Raw genomic sequence first — 19,155 nt, 5'->3', positions numbered from 1 at the left:
GGTGGACGGTAAGAGACCCGGAGATATGGGCCTCTTACGTCAGTAAATGCCTATTTATCCAGTTGTGCCAGTAGCCCCTGTAGCGGATGGCGCAAGGATACGCCTGCAAAGCGACTGGCCTGGCAACGACAGGAATAGCCGGTGGCCAACTGGTTTTCGCCACTGTTCAATCGGGGCGCCCAGGATTGCTGGAAAATGACTCGTGAGATCTCTTTGTGATCTGCTTCGTGGCCATAGGTACCGGCCATACCGCAGCAGCCGAGGCTCTCGGTAGCGAGTTCCAGGCCCAGGGCAGTGAAAACATTTTGCCAGTCTTTCACCGAGGCGGTGGCATTGGTTTGTTCACTGCAATGGGGCAGAAGCTGGAAGTTGGCGGGCGCTATGCGGTGGCGCTGTTGTTCCAGGTGCTCCCGCTGGGAAGCCAGCCATTCCTGTAACAAGTGGACCTTGGGTGCCTCATCGCCCATCAGCTTTTTATACTCGGAGCGATAAGTCAGGGTCATTGAGGGGTCGATGCCCACAAGGGGAATACCGCTGGCGGCGAGGTCGTTAAGCATCTGGCTGTTTAATTCAGCGACCCTCTGGAACTGGCGCAGGAAACCGTGCACATGTAGGGGTTTGCCGTTGGCGCGGTAGGGCGCCAGCATGGGGACAAAATCGAGCTGCTTTAGCAAGCGCACGATGTCGGCAACCACTTGGGCATCAAAGTAACTGGTAAAAGCATCCTGCACTATCACCACTGCGCGACTGCGCTGTGCCGGGCCCAAGGACTCCAGGCAGGCGGCACTGGCGACAGGCACACCCAGCTCCGCCATAGTCGCTTTCAAGGTTTTTTCCGATAACAGTGGGCTGTCCACCATGCCGAACAGGCGCTCCATCAGGAAGGAAACTGGCTTGAGTTTTAGTGGCCAGTTGTATAACTGAGGTAGCTTGGCCAGGTGTGGCATCAGGAATTCCAGCCCACCGACGGCGTAATCTTTTAGCGGACGCAAATAGCGGCTGTAGTAGAGTTCAAGGAATTTGCTGCGAAACTCCGGCACATCCACTTTTATAGGACACTGCCCTACACAGGATTTACAGGCCAGGCAGCCTTGCATCGCCTCGTTAACTTCGTGATTGAAATCGTACTCGCCACGGGTTTTTGCCAGGGAATTGATAATGCGCTTGGGGAGTCCGACGAAAAAGGAGCGCTCCCGCAGGCGCTGGGCACTGGAGACCGCATCGACATTTTTTTCACTGAGCAATCGCAGCCATTCGCGCATTAAAGAGGCGCGCCCCTTGGGAGAGTGAATACGGTTGCGAGTGGCCTTGTAGGAAGGGCACATGGCATCGTCGGGGTTCCAGTTAAAGCAAGCACCATTGCCGTTGCAGTGCACACCTTCCTCATAGCCCTCCCAGACCTGGGCGGGAATTTGCCGGTCCCGCTCGCCTCGGGTGGATACCTCGTCAATTTTCAGCAGCTGGCTGTCATCACTGGGGGTAGCTATTTTCCCTGGATTGAGTTGGTTGCGAGGATCGAAGGCGGCTTTGATTTTTTGCAGCTCAGGGTAGAGCTCGCCAAAAAATTCCGGTGCGTATTCAGACCTGACACCTTTCCCATGCTCCCCCCACAAAAGGCCCTTATATTTCTGTGTGAGGGCGACCACCTGATCGGTGATCGGACGAATTTGTGCGGCTTGCTGGGGGTCTTTCATATCAATTGCCGGACGCACGTGCAGCACGCCCGCATCGACATGGCCAAACATACCGTAGTCGAGATCGGCCTCGTCCAATACCGCGCGGAACTCAGCGATAAAATCCGCCAGGTTTTCCGGTGGTACTGCCGTGTCCTCGACAAAGGGAATTGGGCGTTTTTCTCCCTGGGCATTCCCCAGTAAGCCCACGGCCCGTTTGCGCATGGCCCAGATTCGATTGACCTCGGCGTGGCCTCGGGCAATGGAATAACCGAAACTTTTACCTGCTTGGCCAATAGCTTCATCAATATGAGCAGTAAATTGGGCTAGTGCCTGCTCCAATTCCTCTTCGCTATCGGCGGCGTACTCGACTAAATTAATGCCCTTGACCGGGCGATCATCCGCTGGGAAAAATTCACTGACGCTGTGCCAGACGATATCTTCCATCGCCAGCTGCAACACTTTGCTGTCCACTGTCTCGATAGACATGGGACCGGCCAGCATCAGGTCTTTGGCGTCGCGTAGCGCCTCTTGAAAATGGTCGTACTTTAAATTGACCAGAGCGACACATTTGGGAATTGGCAACAGGTTGAGTTTTGCCTCGGCGATAAAACCCAGGGTTCCCTCTGAGCCACAGAGAACACTATTGAGGTTAAAGCCTTTATCGTCGCGAATATGAGCCAGGTCGTAGCCGGTGAGGCAGCGGTTGAGCTTGGGAAACTTTGCTGTGATTAACTCTGCTTTTGTACGCGCGATAGAATCACAGACTTGGTGAACCTGTGCAGAGCGTTTATCCCCGACACTGACTTGTGCCAGCTCCTCATCGTCGATCGGGGCCGAGTGCCAAATCTCACCGCCCAATAATACGGTGTGTAACTCCAGCACGTGATCGCGGGTTTTGCCGTAGACACATGAACCCTGGCCCGAGGCATCGGTATTGATCATGCCGCCAATGGTGGCTCGGTTACTGGTGGAAAGCTCCGGAGCAAAAAAGAGGCCGTGGGGTTTGAGTGCTGCATTCAGTTGATCTTTGACCACACCGGCCTGTACCCGGACCCAGCGCTTCTCAACATTGATTTCGAGGATCTGGTTCATATGGCGGGAGATATCCACGACCAGTCCATCGGTCAGGGACTGGCCGTTTGTACCGGTACCACCGCCACGGGGGGATAGCACTACCGAGTGAAACTCCTCCCTGTCAGCCAGCTCAGCGAGCAGCTGCAAGTCACGACTGTCGCGGGGATAAACAACGGCCTGGGGGAGGACCTGGTATATCGAATTATCGGTAGCCAGGACCGTGCGGCTGGCATAACTGGGGGTGGTATCGCCACGGAAACCTGCGTCCTTCAGTTCCTGCAAGAACTGCAAATAGAGCGCCTGAACCTCGTCGACTTCGCGCAATGCTGGAATCATGAGCTAATCCGTACTTTCCGGGAGGTATGGGCCGCATCGCAGACCGGGGACTGGCGATAATAGTGCGCGCAGCGCTAAATCTCGGAATGAACGCGGCTTTGCATTGTAGCTTTGGTTTGCATTTGCGCAAGCCACGGCGACCTTGCAGGAGATTTTCAAAAACTTATACAAAGGCAGAGCTTGTATAAGTTTTAGTGGCAGGCTATAAAAAAGGTAGGCCATTACCTGCACACTTTGTGACTATGAATATTCAATTCCTGCCGCATAAGATTCCCGTTGGTATCAGCCGCTGTGCCGTGGGTGATCCAGTTCGATATAACGGTAGCCATAAGCACAGCAAAGTCTGCACTCAGCTGCTGGGTAATTGCTTTGATCTGCAAGCTTACTGCCCGGAAGTGGCAATAGGCTTGGGAGTGCCCCGCCCGCCAATTCACCTGATTGTCAGTGATCGCCTGCGCGCAGTTGGGCGCGATGACACCAATATCGATGTGACAGAGGACCTTGAAGCTTACGCAGACGAGATAAGTCCGGAGGTCGAGCAGTTGCGCGGTTTTATCCTGATGCAAAAGTCTCCCAGCTGCGGTATGCGTACTACCCCCCATTACAAAGAAGATGGTCGCGGTGTACTGGCGCATTCGGCAGGTCTATTTGCTGCGCGTGTGAGAGAGAATTTCCCCCACCTCCCCATGGAGGAAGTAGGGCGACTGAATGCCAGCGATATTCGCGAGAACTTTTTAACCCGAGTATTTGCTTACGATGCCTGGCATCGCTATGTATCGCCGGATCCTCGACCTGCTAAAGTTATTGAGTTTTACACCGCTTATAAGTACCTCTTGCTAGCCCATAGCCAGCCTCTGACCCGTGCCTTGGGTCAGTTTGTTTCCAACTCTCGTGCGGTGACCCCCGAAGAGTTCGCTTATGAAATTCGTGGGCGGATTATGGATATTCTCTCCCAACATGCATCGCGCAAGGATCGAACCAATGCACTGATGCACAGCCAGGGGCATTTAAAGGGCTATTTAAGCCGGGAAGAGCGGGCTGAACTGGCCCAGCTTATCGAGGAGTACCGGCAAGGGCATAAACCGATTTCGGCGGTGCTTACTATGCTCCGTCATTACTTGCCGAGAAGCCCACACCACTTTATCCACAGCCAGGTCTTGCTCGCTGCCGAGCCGGCTGAATTAGGTTTATGTGAATTTCGATAATGAGCGTCATGTCCGACCCAGAAGTTGTTGAAAAAAACTATTTTCCGATTCGTGAGATAGCTCGGAGGACCGGGGTGCATCCCGTGACCTTACGGGCCTGGGAGCGCCGCTATGGTTTACTAAAACCCATGCGCACCAGCAAAGGGCATCGACTTTATAGTGAAGAGGAAGTCGAGCAGATTGAAAAGGTCCTGCAATGCCTCGCCAGGGGCGTTTCCATTGGTCAAGTGCGAGACCTGTTGGCGCGAGAGCAGGACAATTTAGGGGTGCCAGCGACTGCAGGCGATGGAAAAAACAATTGGCAGGCGATGCTGGATGAAACCTCCAGTCTTCTCAGAGACTTTGCAGAACCCCAGCTGCGCCGCCGTCTCGATCAGTGGTTTTCCTCATTCCCTGCAGCTTTGCTGTTGGAGCACTGGCTGAAACCTTTGCATGTGCGGCTTGAGCGATTTCGCCTACCTGAAGCCCATGGGGCGCAGACATTTTTCTGGCCTCTGTTAAATGAACAGCTACTTCTGACTAATGGTATGGCCAGGAAAAACCTGGACAAAGACAAGTCCCAGGCGAAGCCCCGTATTCTTTTACTGGAAATTGGCTTTCAGGGCCAACAGGCATTTATACAGATGTTTATTGCGGTACTCCTTGCCGCAGGAATAGAGGCCGTTACCCTGGCTTATCCTGCGGGATTATTGGAGCTGGGAAGTACAGTCAAAAAACTGGGTGCTCAGGGAGTGCTTTGCTATAGCCACAAGGCTATGCCGAAAAATATTCTTGAACGTGAGCTACCAAGTGCTGTTCAGGGGATGACTGATCCTCTGTGGCTTGCGGGTGATTTTATTGAGGTGCAGCGTTTGGCTTTGACTGAACTGAACCGACTCCCTTTAACAAAAGTACTTGCCGGAAATACAGAGAGCGCAGTTACACAATTGCGGGAGTCTTTAAAGCTATGAGTCGCCCAGTGACTTTGCCACGTGGCCTGGTATGGCTACGCAGTGACTTACGCCTCAATGATAATTCAGCACTTTACCAAGCCAGTATGCAATGTCAGGAGGTGGCTGCTGTATTTATTGCCTGTCCGGATACCTGGCAGAGCCAGGATGAAGGCAATCCATTGGTGACTTTTCGTATTGCCTGTTTGCGTGAATTACGAGATGGATTAGAGGGGCGCAATATACCGCTGTACTTCGTTGAAGTTCCTACTTTTGCTCAGGTTCCAGGGGTTCTTCAGCAAATAGTTGGGCGCCTGGATATCAATGCTCTCTATGCGAATGCTGAATATCCACTCAATGAGCTGCGTCGTGATAATGCAGTAAAAGATTTACTGACAAATGAGGGGGTTCAGGTTCAATTCTACAGTGACCGCACCCTGCTTCCACCGGGAGCAGTAAGAACCGGCGGAGGGGAACCCTACAAGGTGTTTACCCCCTTCAAGCGTGCACTGATTCAATTGTGTGCCGATAGTGAAGTAAAAACCTTGCCTAAGCCTCGGAAAATTTCTACCCGGGAAAATGGAGCACATTGGCCAAAGTGGCTTTCTTTATCTGAAGGGCAGAAATTAAGCCAAAAGATTCCAACGCAACTGTCGACATACTCGATAGATAAGATCGACGATGCAGGCCTGATTAAAGGTTGGCAAGCAGGAGAAAAGGCGGCACTGAAACGGCTCAAGAAGTTCGGTGGAAAAATATCTGCTTATCAGGCAGAGAGAGACTTTCCAGCACTTGATAGTACCTCCTGCTTATCCCCCTACCTAAATAGTGGTGCTGTTTCGATTCGCCAATGTATAGCAATGGCGTTGGATATGAATGAGGGACGTTGGCTGGGTGGAGATGATGGGGCGGCCTGTTGGATTAGCGAATTAATCTGGCGGGAGTTTTATACCCATTTGTTGGTGGACTTTCCCCGTCTGAGTAAAGGGAGGCCATTCAAGCAGGAAACTGACCAAATCCCCTGGTCCTACAATAAGGATCAGTTTGAGCGTTGGACTTTGGGGGAGACTGGGGTTCCGATAGTTGATGCAGCGATGCGACAGTTAAATGAGACTGCCTGGATGCATAATCGATTGCGTATGATAGTAGCTTCATTTCTCAGTAAAAATATGCTGATAGATTGGCGCTGGGGTGAGCGCTACTTTATGCAGCGCTTAATTGATGCAGACTTTGCTTCCAACAATGGGGGCTGGCAGTGGACTGCCTCCACGGGTACTGATGCTGCACCCTATTTTCGTGTATTTAATCCTTATAGTCAGTCGCAACGTTTTGATCCCAATGGAGATTTTATCCGCAAGTTTATACCTGAGCTAAAGGAGCTGAGCGACAAAGCCATACACGATCCACCGCCGACTCAAGGCTATCCTCAGGTGATTTGCGATGTGGGGGCTGGACGGAAGCGAGCGATTGAAGTTTTTGCCAATTTGAAGTGAATTTGAGTGCGACAATGCGATTTAGAACGCTTCATCCTCAGTATGAGCCACGATAGATAACTCGCCATTTAAATCGAGTTCCACAGAGAAAACGATAGGCCTACAGCAAACTTGGCAGTCCTCAGTGTACTGTTGAGGCAAAACTGATGAATCAACCAGTATTTTTATGATTTCACCACAATAAGGGCAGTAAATACTTCTCTCCACTATTACCTCTGGCACAGGATAGCTCCGTCTGGTGATTGTCAGATTTCCTTCTTTAGTCCATGCGAATTAATAGCATAACTATACTTCAACCTTTAGTCAGTCCCCTCTAATTGCAGAGTTACTCAGAAACTCCTCAAAATAGGAAGCGGTAACCATGAAAACTGCTAAGACGCTATTGGTTGTCGTATTTATTGTCTTTTCATCTGAAATGTATGCAAGTTCGCGCAGTGAAGTATCTGATCTTATAAAAAGTTTTTACCGCACACTTAATAGTTCATCTCCGCCAAGTAGTTTGAAGAAGTACTTTGCTCAATCCCCTTTATTTTTTATCGGTGAGCAGCCGGGGTTGTCCAATCATCCAGATTTAATTCCCGTAATTATCGGTCAGCTGCGTAAAACTATGGACCTTGAGAAATATCCATTTTCCGGATTATATATAGAGAAGATTTATATTTCAGAGGATGGCTCAGCAACATCGCTTGTTGTTTTTCAGCGATCCAAATCAAAAGAAAGGAATAGGAAAGCTACCTGCAATATCTTGTCGATAGCAAAACTGGAAGGTGGCTGGAGGATTATGGGGTGGACACTGATTTCTACTTCGGATGAGCGGGTCTGTACTTGGGCCTAAGTAAGTCTGGGTGAGGTTATGAATTCTAAAGTGTGTTAACAAGGGTGAATATAAAAAGTAGAGGCTTGTGGCTAGTATCGCTATCACTGACGAGGCGGGTTGTTGGGATGTCCCCCCTTTTTCGATTATAGTGGCGCAATTATAAGTATAGATAGAAGGAATGCCGAGTTTAGCTAGGTATGAGTCGTCATTATGGGGTACTTTCTTGAGTTTGGATTTTTGGGGCTTCTCGTATCAGCATTCCTGGCAGCGACCATTCTGCCGCTAAGCTCAGAAATTGTAATGACTGGTCTATTGCTCCAGGGGCTCCCCCCTTGGGCCCTGATAATAGTCGCCACTACTGGGAATGTAGCGGGCTCTCTTCTCAATTATGCATTAGGCTATTGGGCCAGTTTGGGCGTGATCAAGAAATGGTTGAGAATGTCTGAAGAGGAGTTTGTAAAGGCTGAACAGCGATTTAAAAAATATGGGGTATTCTCCCTGTTTTTTTCCTGGGTGCCTATTATTGGTGATCCCCTTACTGTAATGGCTGGTATTCTAAGAATTCGCTTGGTTTGGTTTTTGTTATTGGTTGCCACGGGTAAATGTCTACGCTATCTGGTGGTTTACTATATGGTCCTGCAAGCATCTTGATGTGGATATTAAGTTAATAAGAGATTTTGTTTGAGTGTTTTCACAAAAATTTGAAATACGAAGAAAAGACGTATTTAAAATGAAGTCAGGCTCTCCTTCAGAGCGGCAGCCAATCGATAGTAGCTATATACTTGATTTGGCAGAAGTGGAACCGGGTATCTACTTGGTTGAGTATCCTAATGCATTTGGTACCTGGTTAACCTCGTTTCAAGGAAACTCCCATTTCCTGTCGAAAGTGGATTTTCTAAATCAGTTTAGTTTCTCCTTTTCTATTCAAGTGGGGAATGATGGGGAACTGTCTTTAATCCATAAAGAAGAGGCTGCGAAGTTTTGCTCAGTAATTGAGTATGGGCTTGTTGCACAAGGGGTTGATAAGAATGAATTAGATTTATTGCCTCTAATAGAACACAATATTTGTAATGAGGTTAAACTAATTCTTGGTGATTACAAACAGTTTTTAGATATGGAGGAGGGGTTTTACGATATCGAGAATGGGGCCATTAAATGTAGCTCCCTATATATTGGCCAGTATGATGAAGGTACCTATATTGTAACTCTCTCAGGGGTACGAATGGCCCAGAGTATTTCAAGTTCAGACTTAAAGAGAGCTTTTGTTGATTTTGAAAGTGGGGCTTTCCAATCTGTTGATGACTATAAAAATGTAAATCTAAAAGTCAAAAGGGTTTTTGTTAATGCTCTAGGTGAATTGATAGGGTATGCTAACCATCTGAGAGCTAACTCCAGATTGTATGATAAAAATCAACTTCTTGTAATTGAGAAGTGTGAGCCTTAATGAGTTTATGCAGTTATGGCTCTAGACAGTGAAGGTGGTGGTATCTAAGGTTAATCTTGACAGTTATTTTTTAGAAAATGACATTGTTTAAGAATTTCCTTTCTCTGTTGTAATGAAAATAGGTTTAAATCAACATGGGCTGAGTGGTTGTGTCCTGTTATGGAAATGGAGTTAGGTGGTTTGCCGTGTGTTTTAATTGAAAGTTTATCTGACATTGGAATGATTATATTGCCATAGAGTGATCTATAGATGATGTGACTATTCGTGAACTCAAGGCTATACTCGTCTACCTTTCCTTTTCCTGAGTTAAATATTAATAGCCAGAGTGTGGTCAGCACTGGGATTAAACATAATCCTACTAAATATATTTCTAGGACTTCCGTTTCTTGTGGGGCTTTAAATATATAAGCTAGTGTTAGGTATAGAGATAAAGGTAGACTGATTTGGATGGCCAGTCTTTTGGATCTAAAAATAATTCCCTGTGATCTAGATTGGGTAAACTTCATATTTTTATATATTGATTGTATTGCTGTGTAATGTAATTACCACAACATCTCTAACAGCCTCCCCTGGAAAAAGAGGGGTGATGGGGCTTACGTAGTGTTTGAGTGACCTGTCGTTCAAAACTAAAGCTTTTCCTGGGGTTAGTGTGCCATGAAATATAATTTCATTTTCATCCAAGCTGCTGATGAATGACTCGCCTCCATTGACATTATTCCTATTAATACAATTAATCGCTACATAGTCAAACCCATCTTGGTGAAAACCTTCAGGGGTGGGATAAGCGTTGAATTCATCTGTAGCACGAACTCTTATCTGGTGGCATCCGACCTGATACTCGTTTGCCGGTATATATTGGCTGGATACTAGGTGCCTTACAATGCTCTGCGAAAATATTCTAGCACTTGGTTCCAGTGCGGGGTAGTGACGCTCTATATCCCCGAGGTATTTGTTAATCGTTTTACTTTGCATGAAAATGGTACTAGAGTTCCATTCGATTGAGTTGCCACGATATAATCCTGAGCAATATGTTCGATAACGATATGAATATTGGGATTTTAAATATTCATCTGGAGGGAGTCGAGCAAAGCTGTCCTCAAGATCCTCAGGGATATGTCTGCGAATTTGGGTAAACTGAAACATCTGACTTGCCTCATAATACGAATAAGATGAGGTTTACATTAGGATTTTAATGTGAATGACTGTTCTTCAAAATTTTTAAACGCCGTTTTTTGTTTGTAAGATATTAAATTAATCTGGGAAGGGAAGCTAATGGCTAGGCCTCCCTCCTGATTTAATAGACTGAATACTTATTGTAAGGAGGGTGAGGTAATTTAAAGACTAACGAAATTTTGTAGCTTTTGCTGGATTTCTTTTAAATGTTCCGGGTGTGCAGTAGAGATTTTGGCCTCTTGTAAGGCGAGCCTATAGGCTGTTGAAAATGCTTTCTCCCGGGATGTCTCGATATCTGGTTTTACACCAGTCCCCTCCCAGTTAGTTTTGGTAATCGGATTGACTGCCTTGGCGATAGGGATTGCTATTTTAAAGCCATTCTCAAGGGGGAAGTACTGCCAGGGATTTGCCCCGCCTTTGGTAGCCTCTCCAAAAATGGTTGCACGGTCCAGGTGCTTTAAATAGTACGCAAAGGCCTCTGCTGCTGAGAAGGTATCGCTACTGGTTAATATATATACCGGGGTATTTGCTACCTTTTTACCCTGAACCTTTTCCTGACTCCAAATTTCTGTAATATTGCCCGCGGGCTTCCTGTGGATGCTATTGAGGTGGGTGGGTTTATCAAAAAGATAACCGCTGATAAGGCCGCTCATAAAGCCATTACCACCACCATTCTTTCTCAGGTCAAAAATAATAGCGCTAGTATCTTGGATTAATGCCATAGCTGCAGCCACTCAACCTTGGGACTCCTCGTAAACATGGTCAAACCCCCAGAAATCAATATAGCCGATGTTACCCTCTAAAACTTCGACTCAGGTAAATCCAGAATTTTTTCTGCTGAGCTTACTAAACCAATCCTCGTGTTTCGGCTGCTATTGGGGAGATTCTGGATCATCTCAGCTAACGTCAAAGTGTTTATCATGCTTTGTTAAGGCGGATTTAATAATTCCAGCCACTGACTCTGTATCAGTGGCTTGTCTGAATGCCTCTGACTCTGCAATTTTATCTAATGAAGAGTGAATCGCTTCCAGGTTTTCTTGCAGGACATAGTTGGAGGCATTCTTTTTCTCGATAGAATTAATAAGCTCCAACTTCCTTTCCTGAGAAATTTCAGTGCCGATTGCCGTAAGTGAACAGGAGAGCAAAAGTAAGGTTAGTAATTGTTTCATCTTATCCATGATTTAAATTTACTTATTGGTTTTTAGGTGTTAACGATGACACGCAATCAAGCCGTAATAGATAGTCTCCGAAGCCCAAAGCTGGTTAACACTAAGTATATCCAGAGGCGCTAAGGGGCCAGTTTCGCACCTATACCGGGATTGGAGTTTGCCCTCCATCTTTGAAGATTAAAGTTAATCTAAATACAGCGAAAACTTGAGGGAGATTGCTGCGAGTCAGGTGAAAGGGGCATGGGGAGCGGACGGGACGTCAAAAAAGAATATCGTAATGAAGCTTTGTCCATAGCCCTGGGTTTTTCCTGGCTCCGGTTAATAGTGTTCAATTGCAGTGGGATGGGGTGATACCTTGCTTAAGTTTTACTCATTACTCGCTCTCTCTTGGGCGCCAGGATCGTCCTGAATAACTGAGACTAAAAATCTATTTTTAGTCGCGATCCACCTGAACACACTGGCCCCCGCATTATCTGCGGGAATACCTGAGAAAAGCTCCCTCTAATTCGAAATTGACAGTCATATAGCGGCACCGATTACCCAGATGGTTGTTACCTTAGCCCCTATAAATGGCTGCTAAATAGTGAAAAACGTGACAAATTTTACCCCCAGGTTCAGCTTGCAAAGTGAGGCTTTGAATGGTGAGGACGCCAATGTTTGGGCTGTGAGTGACCGGGCTCACGATCTCGCCAATAAAGGGGAGGATGTTATCTTTCTCTGTGTAGGTGATCCCAACTTTGACACCCCCGAGCCGATCCTCGACTTTGCCCGCGCTCGCCTGGGAGTGGGGCGCACCCACTATTCCCCTGCCGCCGGGGAGCCAATGTTGCGCAGGGCTATCGCGGACATCGAGAGCAAGGTCTCTCCCCACCCTTGTAACCCGGATGATGTTGTTGTTTTCCCCGGTGGAACCAACGCGATCTACGCAGTACTTGCCTGCCTGCTAAACCCCGGTGAGGAGATAGTAATTCCCGAGCCGATGTATATCGGCTATGTCCCCATTTGTGATGCCTTGCGCCTCTCCGTAAAGCGGGTGACTTGCCCGGCGGAGACTAATTTCGCTTTTGATGTCGACGCTATCAAGGCCTCCATCAGCGAGCAGACCAAGGTCGTTATGATCAATACGCCGGTAAACCCGACTGGCGCGATGGCTACCCCTGAACAATTGCGCGAGTTGGCGGCATACTGCCGCGAGCGCAATATTTGGCTGGTGTGTGATGAAGTTTATTCAATGATCACCTTTGCCCGTCGCCACACCTCTCTGCGTACGGCTGCGGAGTCGCTGGATAATATTGTTGTGGTTGATGGCTTGTCCAAATCCCACGCCATGAGTGGCTGGCGCCTGGGGTGGGCAGTGGCTCGTGGTCCTCTGGTAGATCGTTTGATTGCTTTTGCAGGGGCGACAATTTTTGGATGCCCTCAGTTCATCCAGGAGGCTGCAGCCTTTGCCCTGGAGTTTGATAGCTACTTCGTGAAGCAGATGCGGGATGCCTATCAGCAGCGTCGAGACCTGATTGTTGAGAGGATTGGCCAGATACCAGGCTTGAGTTGCTACAGCCCTGAGGCTGGGATGTTTGTAATGGTGGATGTCTCCAAGGTATCCAGCTCCGGGCAAACCTTCGCTGAAGCGCTTTTGGATGCTGAGCGGGTCTCGGTACTGCCTGGCGCGCCCTTTGGTAGCAGTTCAGTGAGTCATGTTCGCCTCACCCTGGCGGCTGATGAGGCCGAGTTGTCGCGGGCCTTGGATCGCATTGAACAGTTCGTCACCAGTGGTAACCGCCAGGCCGGTTAGGCCTTTGCCGGGAGGCTGGTTGTCGCCAAAATCGCCTTTGAAGTGATGACAAGTTTCCCATGCCGGTGGCTGTAATGTTTATGCCACCGGCGAATACCGCTATCCTTGCCCCCTTTCAGATTCAAAAGAAAATAGCTCCGTGAAAATTGACCGGCATAATTTGCGTATTTTGCAGGCCCTGCAATCAAACGCACGTACAAGTAACCTGAATTTGAGTGAAAAAATTGGATTATCGGAAAGTGCCTGCCTGGCCCGGGTTAAACGCCTGACCAGTGAGCGCTATATCCGCGAGTTCTTTGCCGAGATAAACCTGGATAAAGTTCGGCATGCAGAGTTTTATGTAAACGTTGCGCTTAAGCGGCAGGATGCCCGTACCAGTGAGAACTTTCGCCGCATTATTAGCGATATTCCACAGATTGTTTCCTGTGTGAAGATGTCTGGTGAGTTCGACTATATGCTGCATTTCGTCTGCCCGGACGCAGCAGATTTTAATCGAGTCTCAGAGCAGTTGTTGGCCAATGAAGAGGCGGCGATTTCCCGTATGACTTCTCATTTGGTGATTGAGAAAACCAAGCCTTTTACCGGCTACCCACTGGAACTCTTGTTTCAGGACTGAGCCTTAAATTAACCGGTGTCCGTGATTTTCAGGGCACCGGTTAGTGTTCTCTGTTATGGGAAAACAATAAGCAGGCTGCGCTCAATCACCCAGTAGCAGGCAGTGCCCCCCAGCGTATACGCGACCACCGTAGCGACTGGTATTCCGATACCTCCGCCTTCCCCGAAAGAGTATTGTTCGCGGTTCCGAATGGCATACCCTGGCCTGTGCTTAAGGAGCTTCTGATACAAGTTGATTGCTGCAAGAACAGCGGTGATAAATACTAATTGCCCCACTTCCACACCGAGATTAAAAGTCAGTAATGCCTGGGGAATAGCGCCCTGGGGAAGCCCAATTTCCCCCAGTACACCGGCAAAACCCAAACCGTGTAAAAGTCCAAAAGCAAAGGCAATTGCCCATGGGTAGCGACTGGTCAAGCTGAAAACACCATGCCTCTGGCGTACAGCCTCCCTGGCTGCCAGTAAAATACTGAGGGCGATAATCGCCTCCACTGGCGCCGACGGCAGATGGATATAGCCCAGTACGGCAGCTGCCAGGGTCATACTGTGGGCGATAGTGAAAGCAGTGATAGTGCCGATCAGCTGGCGAAGGCTTTGTTTGAGTAAGATCAGGGCCAAAACGAACAGCAAGTGATCGACACCGAGAAGAATATGTTCAACGCCCAGTACAAAGTAAGTTTGAGCGACTTGGAACTCGCTGGTGGGTTGGTCAAGGGTCCATTCTGGCTGGTCCGGTGTCAGTCGGATAACTTGCTCACGCCCATCTAGCCAGGAGATCCGCACTAGCGCATCGGTCATAGTGCTCTGTAGGCCATCGATATGAATCGACAGCTGTTGTAGCTCCCTGGGGTGATGGATGGTCCAGTACTCTGTGTAGTAGCCGTTACTTATTTGCGCTCTGGGTTGGCTTAGGGGGGAGGCAGCTTGGTCCAAATGGACATTCAGAGCGAGGCGAAGATCGCCTTGTGCGGGCAATCGCCAAAGTACTTTAAATAATTGTGCATTAACTTGAGTGATGCCGAGATATGCCGGGCGCAGTTCGTGGGCAGATAGTATTGGAGTAAAGCTGAGGAGCAGAATGAACAGGAGTGGCCGGATGTGCATCACTTGACGGCAACCTCGGCTGAGAAGTTATCCGGCTTGTGGACAGTGACCTCGTAGTTTTTACGGTACTGGAGATACTGCTCCTGCAGAATCTTCTTTTGCGCCTGGGATTGCCAATCATTTAGTACGCGGCTGCGTATTTCAGCCAATGCCGGTAGCTGGGTGGACTTGATTTCCTCAAGGAGGACCAGGTGATCGCCGAAGGTCGAGCGGACTGGACCACTCCACTCGCCAACCGGCAGCTTGGACAATTGAGCGGAAAATCCCAGCCCAAATTGCCTGTCTATTCGTGGCTCTGAAGTGTCGATAAAAGCAGCTGGCAGTAGGGTTGAATCCCCAATCATTGGCGAAGCCTGACCGCTGTTTAGCTGCATGAGTAAGTCGTTAAAATCACGTGAATCTGATGAGGCCAGATCCACTGAGAAAAATCGTTGTTGGAAAGATAGGGTGGGGGGAACCCGGTATTTATCAGCCTGACCTTGAAGGAATTTCTCCAATACTCGATCGCCTGGGTCTTGAGTGTCAGCGAAATTACGCGCCGTAAGTTCCATTTTCATTCGCAGGCGGCGGCGGATTACTGTGTCGTTCTCGGCTAATCCCAGGGCAAGCGCTTCCCTGTAAAGTATTTCCTCTCTTAGGTAATTCTCAATAAGTTGCTCCAGCTCGCTATCAGTGGGGTACCTGTGCCACTTGCGCTCAAACACCGAACGTAGATGTTCGACGCGCCCCTCGCTGATAACAATCTCTTGTGCAGGCGGTTCCAGGATTTCTCCCAATCCCAATAGGATTAGGGCGATCGCAATAAAATACAGCAGGGGCTCTTTCGCCAATGACTTGAGGAAGGTAGTGGTATTCAAAAGCGCGGCCCTTATTTTGGAGTGGGTCGGAGTTGCGCTGTGGATTCTAATTATGGAAAGACATTCTCAGTTTGCCAGTAAGAAAATATTGATAAATCCATCGCTTTGTACCAAATTGGTGAATTGTTCCGGCGTATGGCGGGGTGTGGCTCATATATACTGTGACAGTACTCCAAAGCGGTGTTCCCCTTGTATAGGGGTGAGTAACAGAAATTAGAGGGGAGAATCGATTGAAATATTTGGGAAGAGTCTATTTGACACTCAATCTATTGGTTTTTGCTTCTATCGGCCTCTGGGCCCTGTTTAAACCGCAGAGCCTAGCGGATGAAGTGGATTTTTCATTTGATACCCCCGAAGCCATGCCCGAGTTTATGGCCACTTATGGCGGGTTTATGTTGGCCATCGCGGTGATTCTACTGGTGGCCTTGGCTATGCGCCCGCACCGCAGGGTTGCTTACGCTGCGATGTCTATTGCCTATATCGGCTTCGCTCTTGGGCGCCTCTACGGAATGTTATTTATCAGTGGTTTTGATCAGCGCAATTTAGTGCTTTTTGCTATCGAAGTCGTCTTTGTGATCTGGGGACTTTACTGTTACCGAGAATCCCGCTGGTTGCCTTTGCAGCATGGCCATTAACACGGTTGTTACGGCTAGTAGAAAGGAGCCGGGAGAACCCCGGCGCCCATTTAAGTGATTTGAGTGGGTTAAGCGTGAGCTTTTGCGCCTTCTGCTGCGCTGTTGTCTATTTCCACCTCTTTTTCTCCCCCGTGTAATTGCCCATCCACTGCTTGCCGGAAGACTTGCTTGTAGTCCTTAAATTCTGTGCCCATCCAGCGATCCCACCAAGTGAAGTAAAAGCCGTAGTTACCCTGGAAGCGCTGGTGGTGCAAGTCGTGGTGAGTCGTGGTGGTGAGCCTGTCCATAGGGCCGTCGACCCAGCTGCGGGGGTGGAACTCGCGGCCAGTGTGCAGCATGGCGTTGCGGAAGATGCTGATAAATAAAAAGGTGAACCAAATAGTTGGATTAAGTGGCAGTATCAGGGCTATCAGGGGAGAGAAAGCGCCCATCAGGACCGCTTCACCTACGGAAAAACTGTATGCCGTCCAGGGCGTGGGTGTTCTGGACTGATGGTGTAGGCGGTGGAAGTGTTTAAACACCTTGGGATGGTGCATACCTCGGTGGGTCCAGTAAAAATAAGCGTCGTGGATCAAAATCACTACTGGCAGGCTGGCAATACTCCACCAGAGTGGATAATCGCTCCACTGCCAGTAAAATTTGGTCAGTCCCAGATCGTGCATCATGGTGGTAATAATCCCTACCAGGGTAAAGATACACACCGTTAATAGTGAATAACTCACCTCCCGCCGAATATCTTTCCACTCGGCACGACGCTTTTGGATACGGCGCCGGTTCATCCAGGTGCGAAACAGCCAGCCGGCCAAAATACTCATTACTGAAGCGGCCAGCACATAGCGAAATAAACTCAACTGGAAATGTTTGGCTCCGTCCTGGGATATGTCGACTAAAAAATCCATATTCTCACCATCATTATTCTTCTATTGAAGGGAGACTCACCGGTGTTAAATCGGGTCTCGGTGAGCCGGGCACGCAGCGGGAAAATCGCTTTCACCGCGCTCCCAGTCTGGGAGCCTTTTACTTTGCGGGCTTACGGAATATGAAAAAATGCTGACGGATTATTTCAGGAAAGGAGATTCAGGCGGGCAGCTTTTCCCGGCGGTACTCAGTGGGGGTTTGGCTGTGACGGCGCTTGAAAGCAGCGTTAAATGGGCTCAAGGAGCGATAGCCGATGTCCAGAGCAATGGTGAGTACTGGCAAATGGGCCTGCTCCGGGTCTGCCAACCGGTTGCTGGCCTCATCAATACGAAACTGATTTAGGTATTCGTTAAAATTGCGATAACCCAGATGGCGATTAATCAGCACACGCAGCACATGTTCGCGAATATCCAACTGCTCCGCGAGCTCCCTGATGGTGAGTCCGGTATGGCGATAACCACCGTTGTGCATATGTTCCTGTAATTTTTGCAGCTGGGTTTGCTGTTGTTCATCCAGTTCAGGTGGCGGAGCTAAAGGCTGTTCTTCCTCCTCTGGCTCGCTGCTCTTCGGGCGCGGCAGGGATTCTCCCAGAGCGCTGGGGGAAAGGGCCAGCAACCATAGGCAGGCAACTAGTGACAACAGGCTGGCAAATAGTGCGTGCAGTGTCGGTACACCGTTGGGAAGCGGGCGGTAAGCAAAGATAGATTCTGCGCCAATTACTACCAGCATATAGGCGCCGACGGCGATAAGTAGGGTTGTGCGCAGGCGTCGGCGCTCTGCGACCAAGTCCAGGTGAAACTGTCGTTGTAGTGTCAGTAGGCCGAGGCTGATTAAACCGAGTTTGAGTAGCTGCGAAAGGGTAAATAGTGGGGATTGCTGATCTGACGTCAATGGTAAGGGTGCGTGGTAGGCGACTATGCCGATGACCAGGGTAATACCAATCGGAATCCAGCCCCACAGGGGAAAAGGCTCTTCCTCGCGGCATAACAGGTGAGTAAACAGCCAAAAAATTGCGGGAATCAGAGTAATTGGCAGGTTAAGCAAGAGCGCAGTAGGTCCACTCAGTTGTGGCAGGATGGGCCAGAGTAAATAGCAGATCACGGCTATCAGCAGGGCCAGTAAGCAGCGCCCGGCAACAAGCCGGTAGTGATGTATAGCAACCTTGGTTGCCGCCAATAAAAGAAGAGCGCATGCACCGCCGGAGAAAAATAAGTAGCCGGCGGTCATCGTTTATCTCCAGCGCTCGGCCCAGGCATCCAGGACCTTGCTGCTATAAGTATGGCGGCCGTAGCTACCATTGTAATAGGCGAGGGCGTTGGCTAGATTGCCTTTGGCTTTCTTGATGTAGTGTTTAAGAATGGTACATCCGTACCTTAGATTGGTGTCCATATCGATCAGGTTATCGTCGGGTCGACCGATTTCATTTTTCCAGAATGGCATTACCTGCATCATACCCAGAGCGCCAACGCGGGATATCGCATAGGGATCAAAAGCACTCTCAATCTGGATAACCGCCAATACAATTTCCGGGCGCAGCCCGGCCCGAGTTGCCTCCCGGTGGACGGCTTTCAGTACGTGCATCCGCCGCTTGGGATCTTTGATATAGCGGGACAGAGGCTGGGATTTAGACATTAGCCACACTTCCGCATCGAAGCGGTCCACAAAGCTGTCGGCCTGGGTAACTGCGTCCTGCAGGGCGAGGCGCAACTCCGGGTCGATCTCGGCTCTACTGCTTTGAGCCTGGGCGGCACAGCAGGTAAGGCAGAGCAATAAGAGGGCGGTGGCTTTTTTTATCATGGGGTGATTCTACGAAAAGCCCGGCAAAATGGGCAGCGTGATTTTGTGACGCCGCCGATAAAAAGCACTTTTGCCGTAAGAGGTCCCGGCCTGCTTGGGGGCAGACCGGGCGGCTCGACAA

At 49.2% G+C, this 19,155-nt stretch carries 19 protein-coding genes; 9 read left to right on the top strand and 10 right to left on the bottom strand.

Annotated elements, in window-relative coordinates:
• Positions 1–50: 50 nt before the first annotated feature.
• Positions 51–3,086 (bottom strand): D-2-hydroxyglutarate dehydrogenase YdiJ, encoded by a 3,036-nt coding sequence (gene ydiJ, locus ACJJIL_RS18585; RefSeq protein ID WP_445360476.1) that lies wholly within the window; start codon positions 3,084–3,086, stop codon positions 51–53.
• 242 nt (positions 3,087–3,328) lie between these two features.
• Here ydiJ and ACJJIL_RS18580 point away from each other — a divergent pair, with 242 nt between their 5' ends.
• From ACJJIL_RS18580 to ACJJIL_RS18570, 3 genes are read left to right on the top strand one after another with little or no spacing between them, the layout of a single operon-like run.
• Positions 3,329–4,291, top strand: a complete 963-nt coding sequence (locus tag ACJJIL_RS18580) for a YbgA family protein (protein WP_445360475.1) — start codon at positions 3,329–3,331, stop codon at positions 4,289–4,291.
• An 8-nt stretch (positions 4,292–4,299) separates the two neighbouring features.
• Complete coding sequence (locus ACJJIL_RS18575; protein ID WP_445360474.1) at positions 4,300–5,241, top strand: MerR family transcriptional regulator; 942 nt, start codon at positions 4,300–4,302, stop codon at positions 5,239–5,241.
• Positions 5,238–6,713, top strand: coding sequence for a cryptochrome/photolyase family protein (locus ACJJIL_RS18570; protein WP_445360473.1), 1,476 nt, complete (start codon positions 5,238–5,240; stop codon positions 6,711–6,713). The genes ACJJIL_RS18575 and ACJJIL_RS18570 overlap by 4 nt, the downstream gene beginning before the upstream one ends.
• A 21-nt stretch (positions 6,714–6,734) precedes the next feature.
• Here ACJJIL_RS18570 and ACJJIL_RS18565 read toward each other — a convergent pair whose 3' ends face one another.
• Entirely contained in the window at positions 6,735–6,920 is a 186-nt protein-coding gene (locus tag ACJJIL_RS18565; RefSeq protein ID WP_445362014.1) for a CPXCG motif-containing cysteine-rich protein, read from the bottom strand.
• A 154-nt stretch (positions 6,921–7,074) separates the two neighbouring features.
• Between ACJJIL_RS18565 and ACJJIL_RS18560 the strand changes: the two genes are divergently transcribed.
• The 3 genes from ACJJIL_RS18560 to ACJJIL_RS18550 all read left to right on the top strand — a co-directional run bounded on the left by ACJJIL_RS18560 (position 7,075) and on the right by ACJJIL_RS18550 (position 8,974).
• Entirely contained in the window at positions 7,075–7,548 is a 474-nt protein-coding gene (locus ACJJIL_RS18560) for a hypothetical protein (protein WP_445360472.1), read from the top strand.
• Between the two features lie 192 nt (positions 7,549–7,740).
• On the top strand, positions 7,741–8,181 hold the full coding sequence (locus tag ACJJIL_RS18555; protein ID WP_445360471.1) for a YqaA family protein: 441 nt from the start codon (positions 7,741–7,743) through the stop codon (positions 8,179–8,181).
• Between the two features lie 34 nt (positions 8,182–8,215).
• Complete coding sequence (locus tag ACJJIL_RS18550; RefSeq protein WP_445360470.1) at positions 8,216–8,974, top strand: hypothetical protein; 759 nt, start codon at positions 8,216–8,218, stop codon at positions 8,972–8,974.
• A 510-nt stretch (positions 8,975–9,484) separates the two neighbouring features.
• Here ACJJIL_RS18550 and ACJJIL_RS18545 read toward each other — a convergent pair.
• From ACJJIL_RS18545 to ACJJIL_RS18535, 3 genes are all read right to left on the bottom strand, one after another.
• Positions 9,485–10,117 (bottom strand): 2OG-Fe dioxygenase family protein, encoded by a 633-nt coding sequence (locus ACJJIL_RS18545; protein WP_444940021.1) that lies wholly within the window; start codon positions 10,115–10,117, stop codon positions 9,485–9,487.
• A gap of 191 nt (positions 10,118–10,308) precedes the next feature.
• Complete coding sequence (locus tag ACJJIL_RS18540) at positions 10,309–10,869, bottom strand: S41 family peptidase (protein ID WP_445360469.1); 561 nt, start codon at positions 10,867–10,869, stop codon at positions 10,309–10,311.
• Between the two features lie 174 nt (positions 10,870–11,043).
• The gene (locus ACJJIL_RS18535; protein ID WP_445360468.1) at positions 11,044–11,325 is read right to left on the bottom strand and encodes a hypothetical protein; all 282 of its coding nucleotides are present in this window, start codon (positions 11,323–11,325) and stop codon (positions 11,044–11,046) included.
• A 583-nt stretch (positions 11,326–11,908) separates the two neighbouring features.
• Between ACJJIL_RS18535 and ACJJIL_RS18530 the strand changes: the two genes are divergently transcribed.
• Entirely contained in the window at positions 11,909–13,108 is a 1,200-nt protein-coding gene (locus tag ACJJIL_RS18530; protein WP_445360467.1) for a pyridoxal phosphate-dependent aminotransferase, read from the top strand.
• Positions 13,109–13,247: 139 nt separating this feature from the next.
• Positions 13,248–13,724 carry an Lrp/AsnC family transcriptional regulator gene (locus ACJJIL_RS18525; protein WP_108731811.1) on the top strand — a complete coding sequence of 159 codons (477 nt, stop codon included), beginning with the start codon at positions 13,248–13,250 and terminating at the stop codon, positions 13,722–13,724.
• A 53-nt stretch (positions 13,725–13,777) separates the two neighbouring features.
• On the opposite strand, the gene ACJJIL_RS18520 is transcribed toward ACJJIL_RS18525, so the two are convergent.
• Together ACJJIL_RS18520 and ACJJIL_RS18515 are read right to left on the bottom strand one after the other, a co-directional pair.
• Complete coding sequence (locus tag ACJJIL_RS18520; protein WP_444916227.1) at positions 13,778–14,827, bottom strand: HupE/UreJ family protein; 1,050 nt, start codon at positions 14,825–14,827, stop codon at positions 13,778–13,780.
• Entirely contained in the window at positions 14,827–15,684 is an 858-nt protein-coding gene (locus ACJJIL_RS18515; protein WP_445360466.1) for a peptidylprolyl isomerase, read from the bottom strand. Before ACJJIL_RS18515 ends, ACJJIL_RS18520 begins: the two co-directional genes overlap by 1 nt.
• 230 nt (positions 15,685–15,914) lie before the next feature.
• Here ACJJIL_RS18515 and ACJJIL_RS18510 point away from each other — a divergent pair, with 230 nt between their 5' ends.
• Positions 15,915–16,319, top strand: coding sequence for a DUF4345 domain-containing protein (locus ACJJIL_RS18510; protein ID WP_444914740.1), 405 nt, complete (start codon positions 15,915–15,917; stop codon positions 16,317–16,319).
• A 68-nt stretch (positions 16,320–16,387) separates the two neighbouring features.
• Here the strand turns inward: ACJJIL_RS18510 and ACJJIL_RS18505 are convergent, their stop codons facing one another.
• The 3 genes from ACJJIL_RS18505 to ACJJIL_RS18495 all read right to left on the bottom strand — a co-directional run bounded on the left by ACJJIL_RS18505 (position 16,388) and on the right by ACJJIL_RS18495 (position 19,034).
• Positions 16,388–17,218: a sterol desaturase family protein gene (locus ACJJIL_RS18505; protein ID WP_413664407.1), complete on the bottom strand. Its 831-nt coding sequence runs from the start codon at positions 17,216–17,218 to the stop codon at positions 16,388–16,390.
• A gap of 178 nt (positions 17,219–17,396) precedes the next feature.
• Positions 17,397–18,464 carry a helix-turn-helix transcriptional regulator gene (locus tag ACJJIL_RS18500; RefSeq protein WP_108731816.1) on the bottom strand — a complete coding sequence of 356 codons (1,068 nt, stop codon included), beginning with the start codon at positions 18,462–18,464 and terminating at the stop codon, positions 17,397–17,399.
• Between the two features lie 3 nt (positions 18,465–18,467).
• Positions 18,468–19,034 carry a lytic transglycosylase domain-containing protein gene (locus ACJJIL_RS18495; protein WP_108731817.1) on the bottom strand — a complete coding sequence of 189 codons (567 nt, stop codon included), beginning with the start codon at positions 19,032–19,034 and terminating at the stop codon, positions 18,468–18,470.
• Between the last annotated feature and the right edge of the window lie 121 nt (positions 19,035–19,155).

It is taken from the genome of Microbulbifer maximicatervae (SeqCode) (assembly GCF_052468095.1).
The sequence above is the reverse complement of the archived record's forward strand: the minus strand, read 5'-3'. Positions and strand labels throughout refer to the sequence as shown.

Excerpts from the sequence above, each read along its gene's own strand:
- ydiJ (WP_445360476.1), bottom strand. The coding sequence starts at position 3,086 with ATGATTCCAGCATTGCGCGAAGTCGACGAGGTTCAGGCGCTCTATTTG.
- ACJJIL_RS18580 (WP_445360475.1), top strand. The coding sequence starts at position 3,329 with ATGAATATTCAATTCCTGCCGCATAAGATTCCCGTTGGTATCAGCCGC.
- ACJJIL_RS18575 (WP_445360474.1), top strand. The coding sequence starts at position 4,300 with ATGTCCGACCCAGAAGTTGTTGAAAAAAACTATTTTCCGATTCGTGAG.
- ACJJIL_RS18570 (WP_445360473.1), top strand. The coding sequence starts at position 5,238 with ATGAGTCGCCCAGTGACTTTGCCACGTGGCCTGGTATGGCTACGCAGT.
- ACJJIL_RS18560 (WP_445360472.1), top strand. The coding sequence starts at position 7,075 with ATGAAAACTGCTAAGACGCTATTGGTTGTCGTATTTATTGTCTTTTCA.
- ACJJIL_RS18555 (WP_445360471.1), top strand. The coding sequence starts at position 7,741 with ATGGGGTACTTTCTTGAGTTTGGATTTTTGGGGCTTCTCGTATCAGCA.
- ACJJIL_RS18545 (WP_444940021.1), bottom strand. The coding sequence starts at position 10,117 with ATGTTTCAGTTTACCCAAATTCGCAGACATATCCCTGAGGATCTTGAG.
- ACJJIL_RS18540 (WP_445360469.1), bottom strand. The coding sequence starts at position 10,869 with ATGGCATTAATCCAAGATACTAGCGCTATTATTTTTGACCTGAGAAAG.
- ACJJIL_RS18535 (WP_445360468.1), bottom strand. The coding sequence starts at position 11,325 with ATGGATAAGATGAAACAATTACTAACCTTACTTTTGCTCTCCTGTTCA.
- ACJJIL_RS18520 (WP_444916227.1), bottom strand. The coding sequence starts at position 14,827 with ATGCACATCCGGCCACTCCTGTTCATTCTGCTCCTCAGCTTTACTCCA.
- ACJJIL_RS18505 (WP_413664407.1), bottom strand. The coding sequence starts at position 17,218 with ATGGATTTTTTAGTCGACATATCCCAGGACGGAGCCAAACATTTCCAG.
- ACJJIL_RS18500 (WP_108731816.1), bottom strand. The coding sequence starts at position 18,464 with ATGACCGCCGGCTACTTATTTTTCTCCGGCGGTGCATGCGCTCTTCTT.
- ACJJIL_RS18495 (WP_108731817.1), bottom strand. The coding sequence starts at position 19,034 with ATGATAAAAAAAGCCACCGCCCTCTTATTGCTCTGCCTTACCTGCTGT.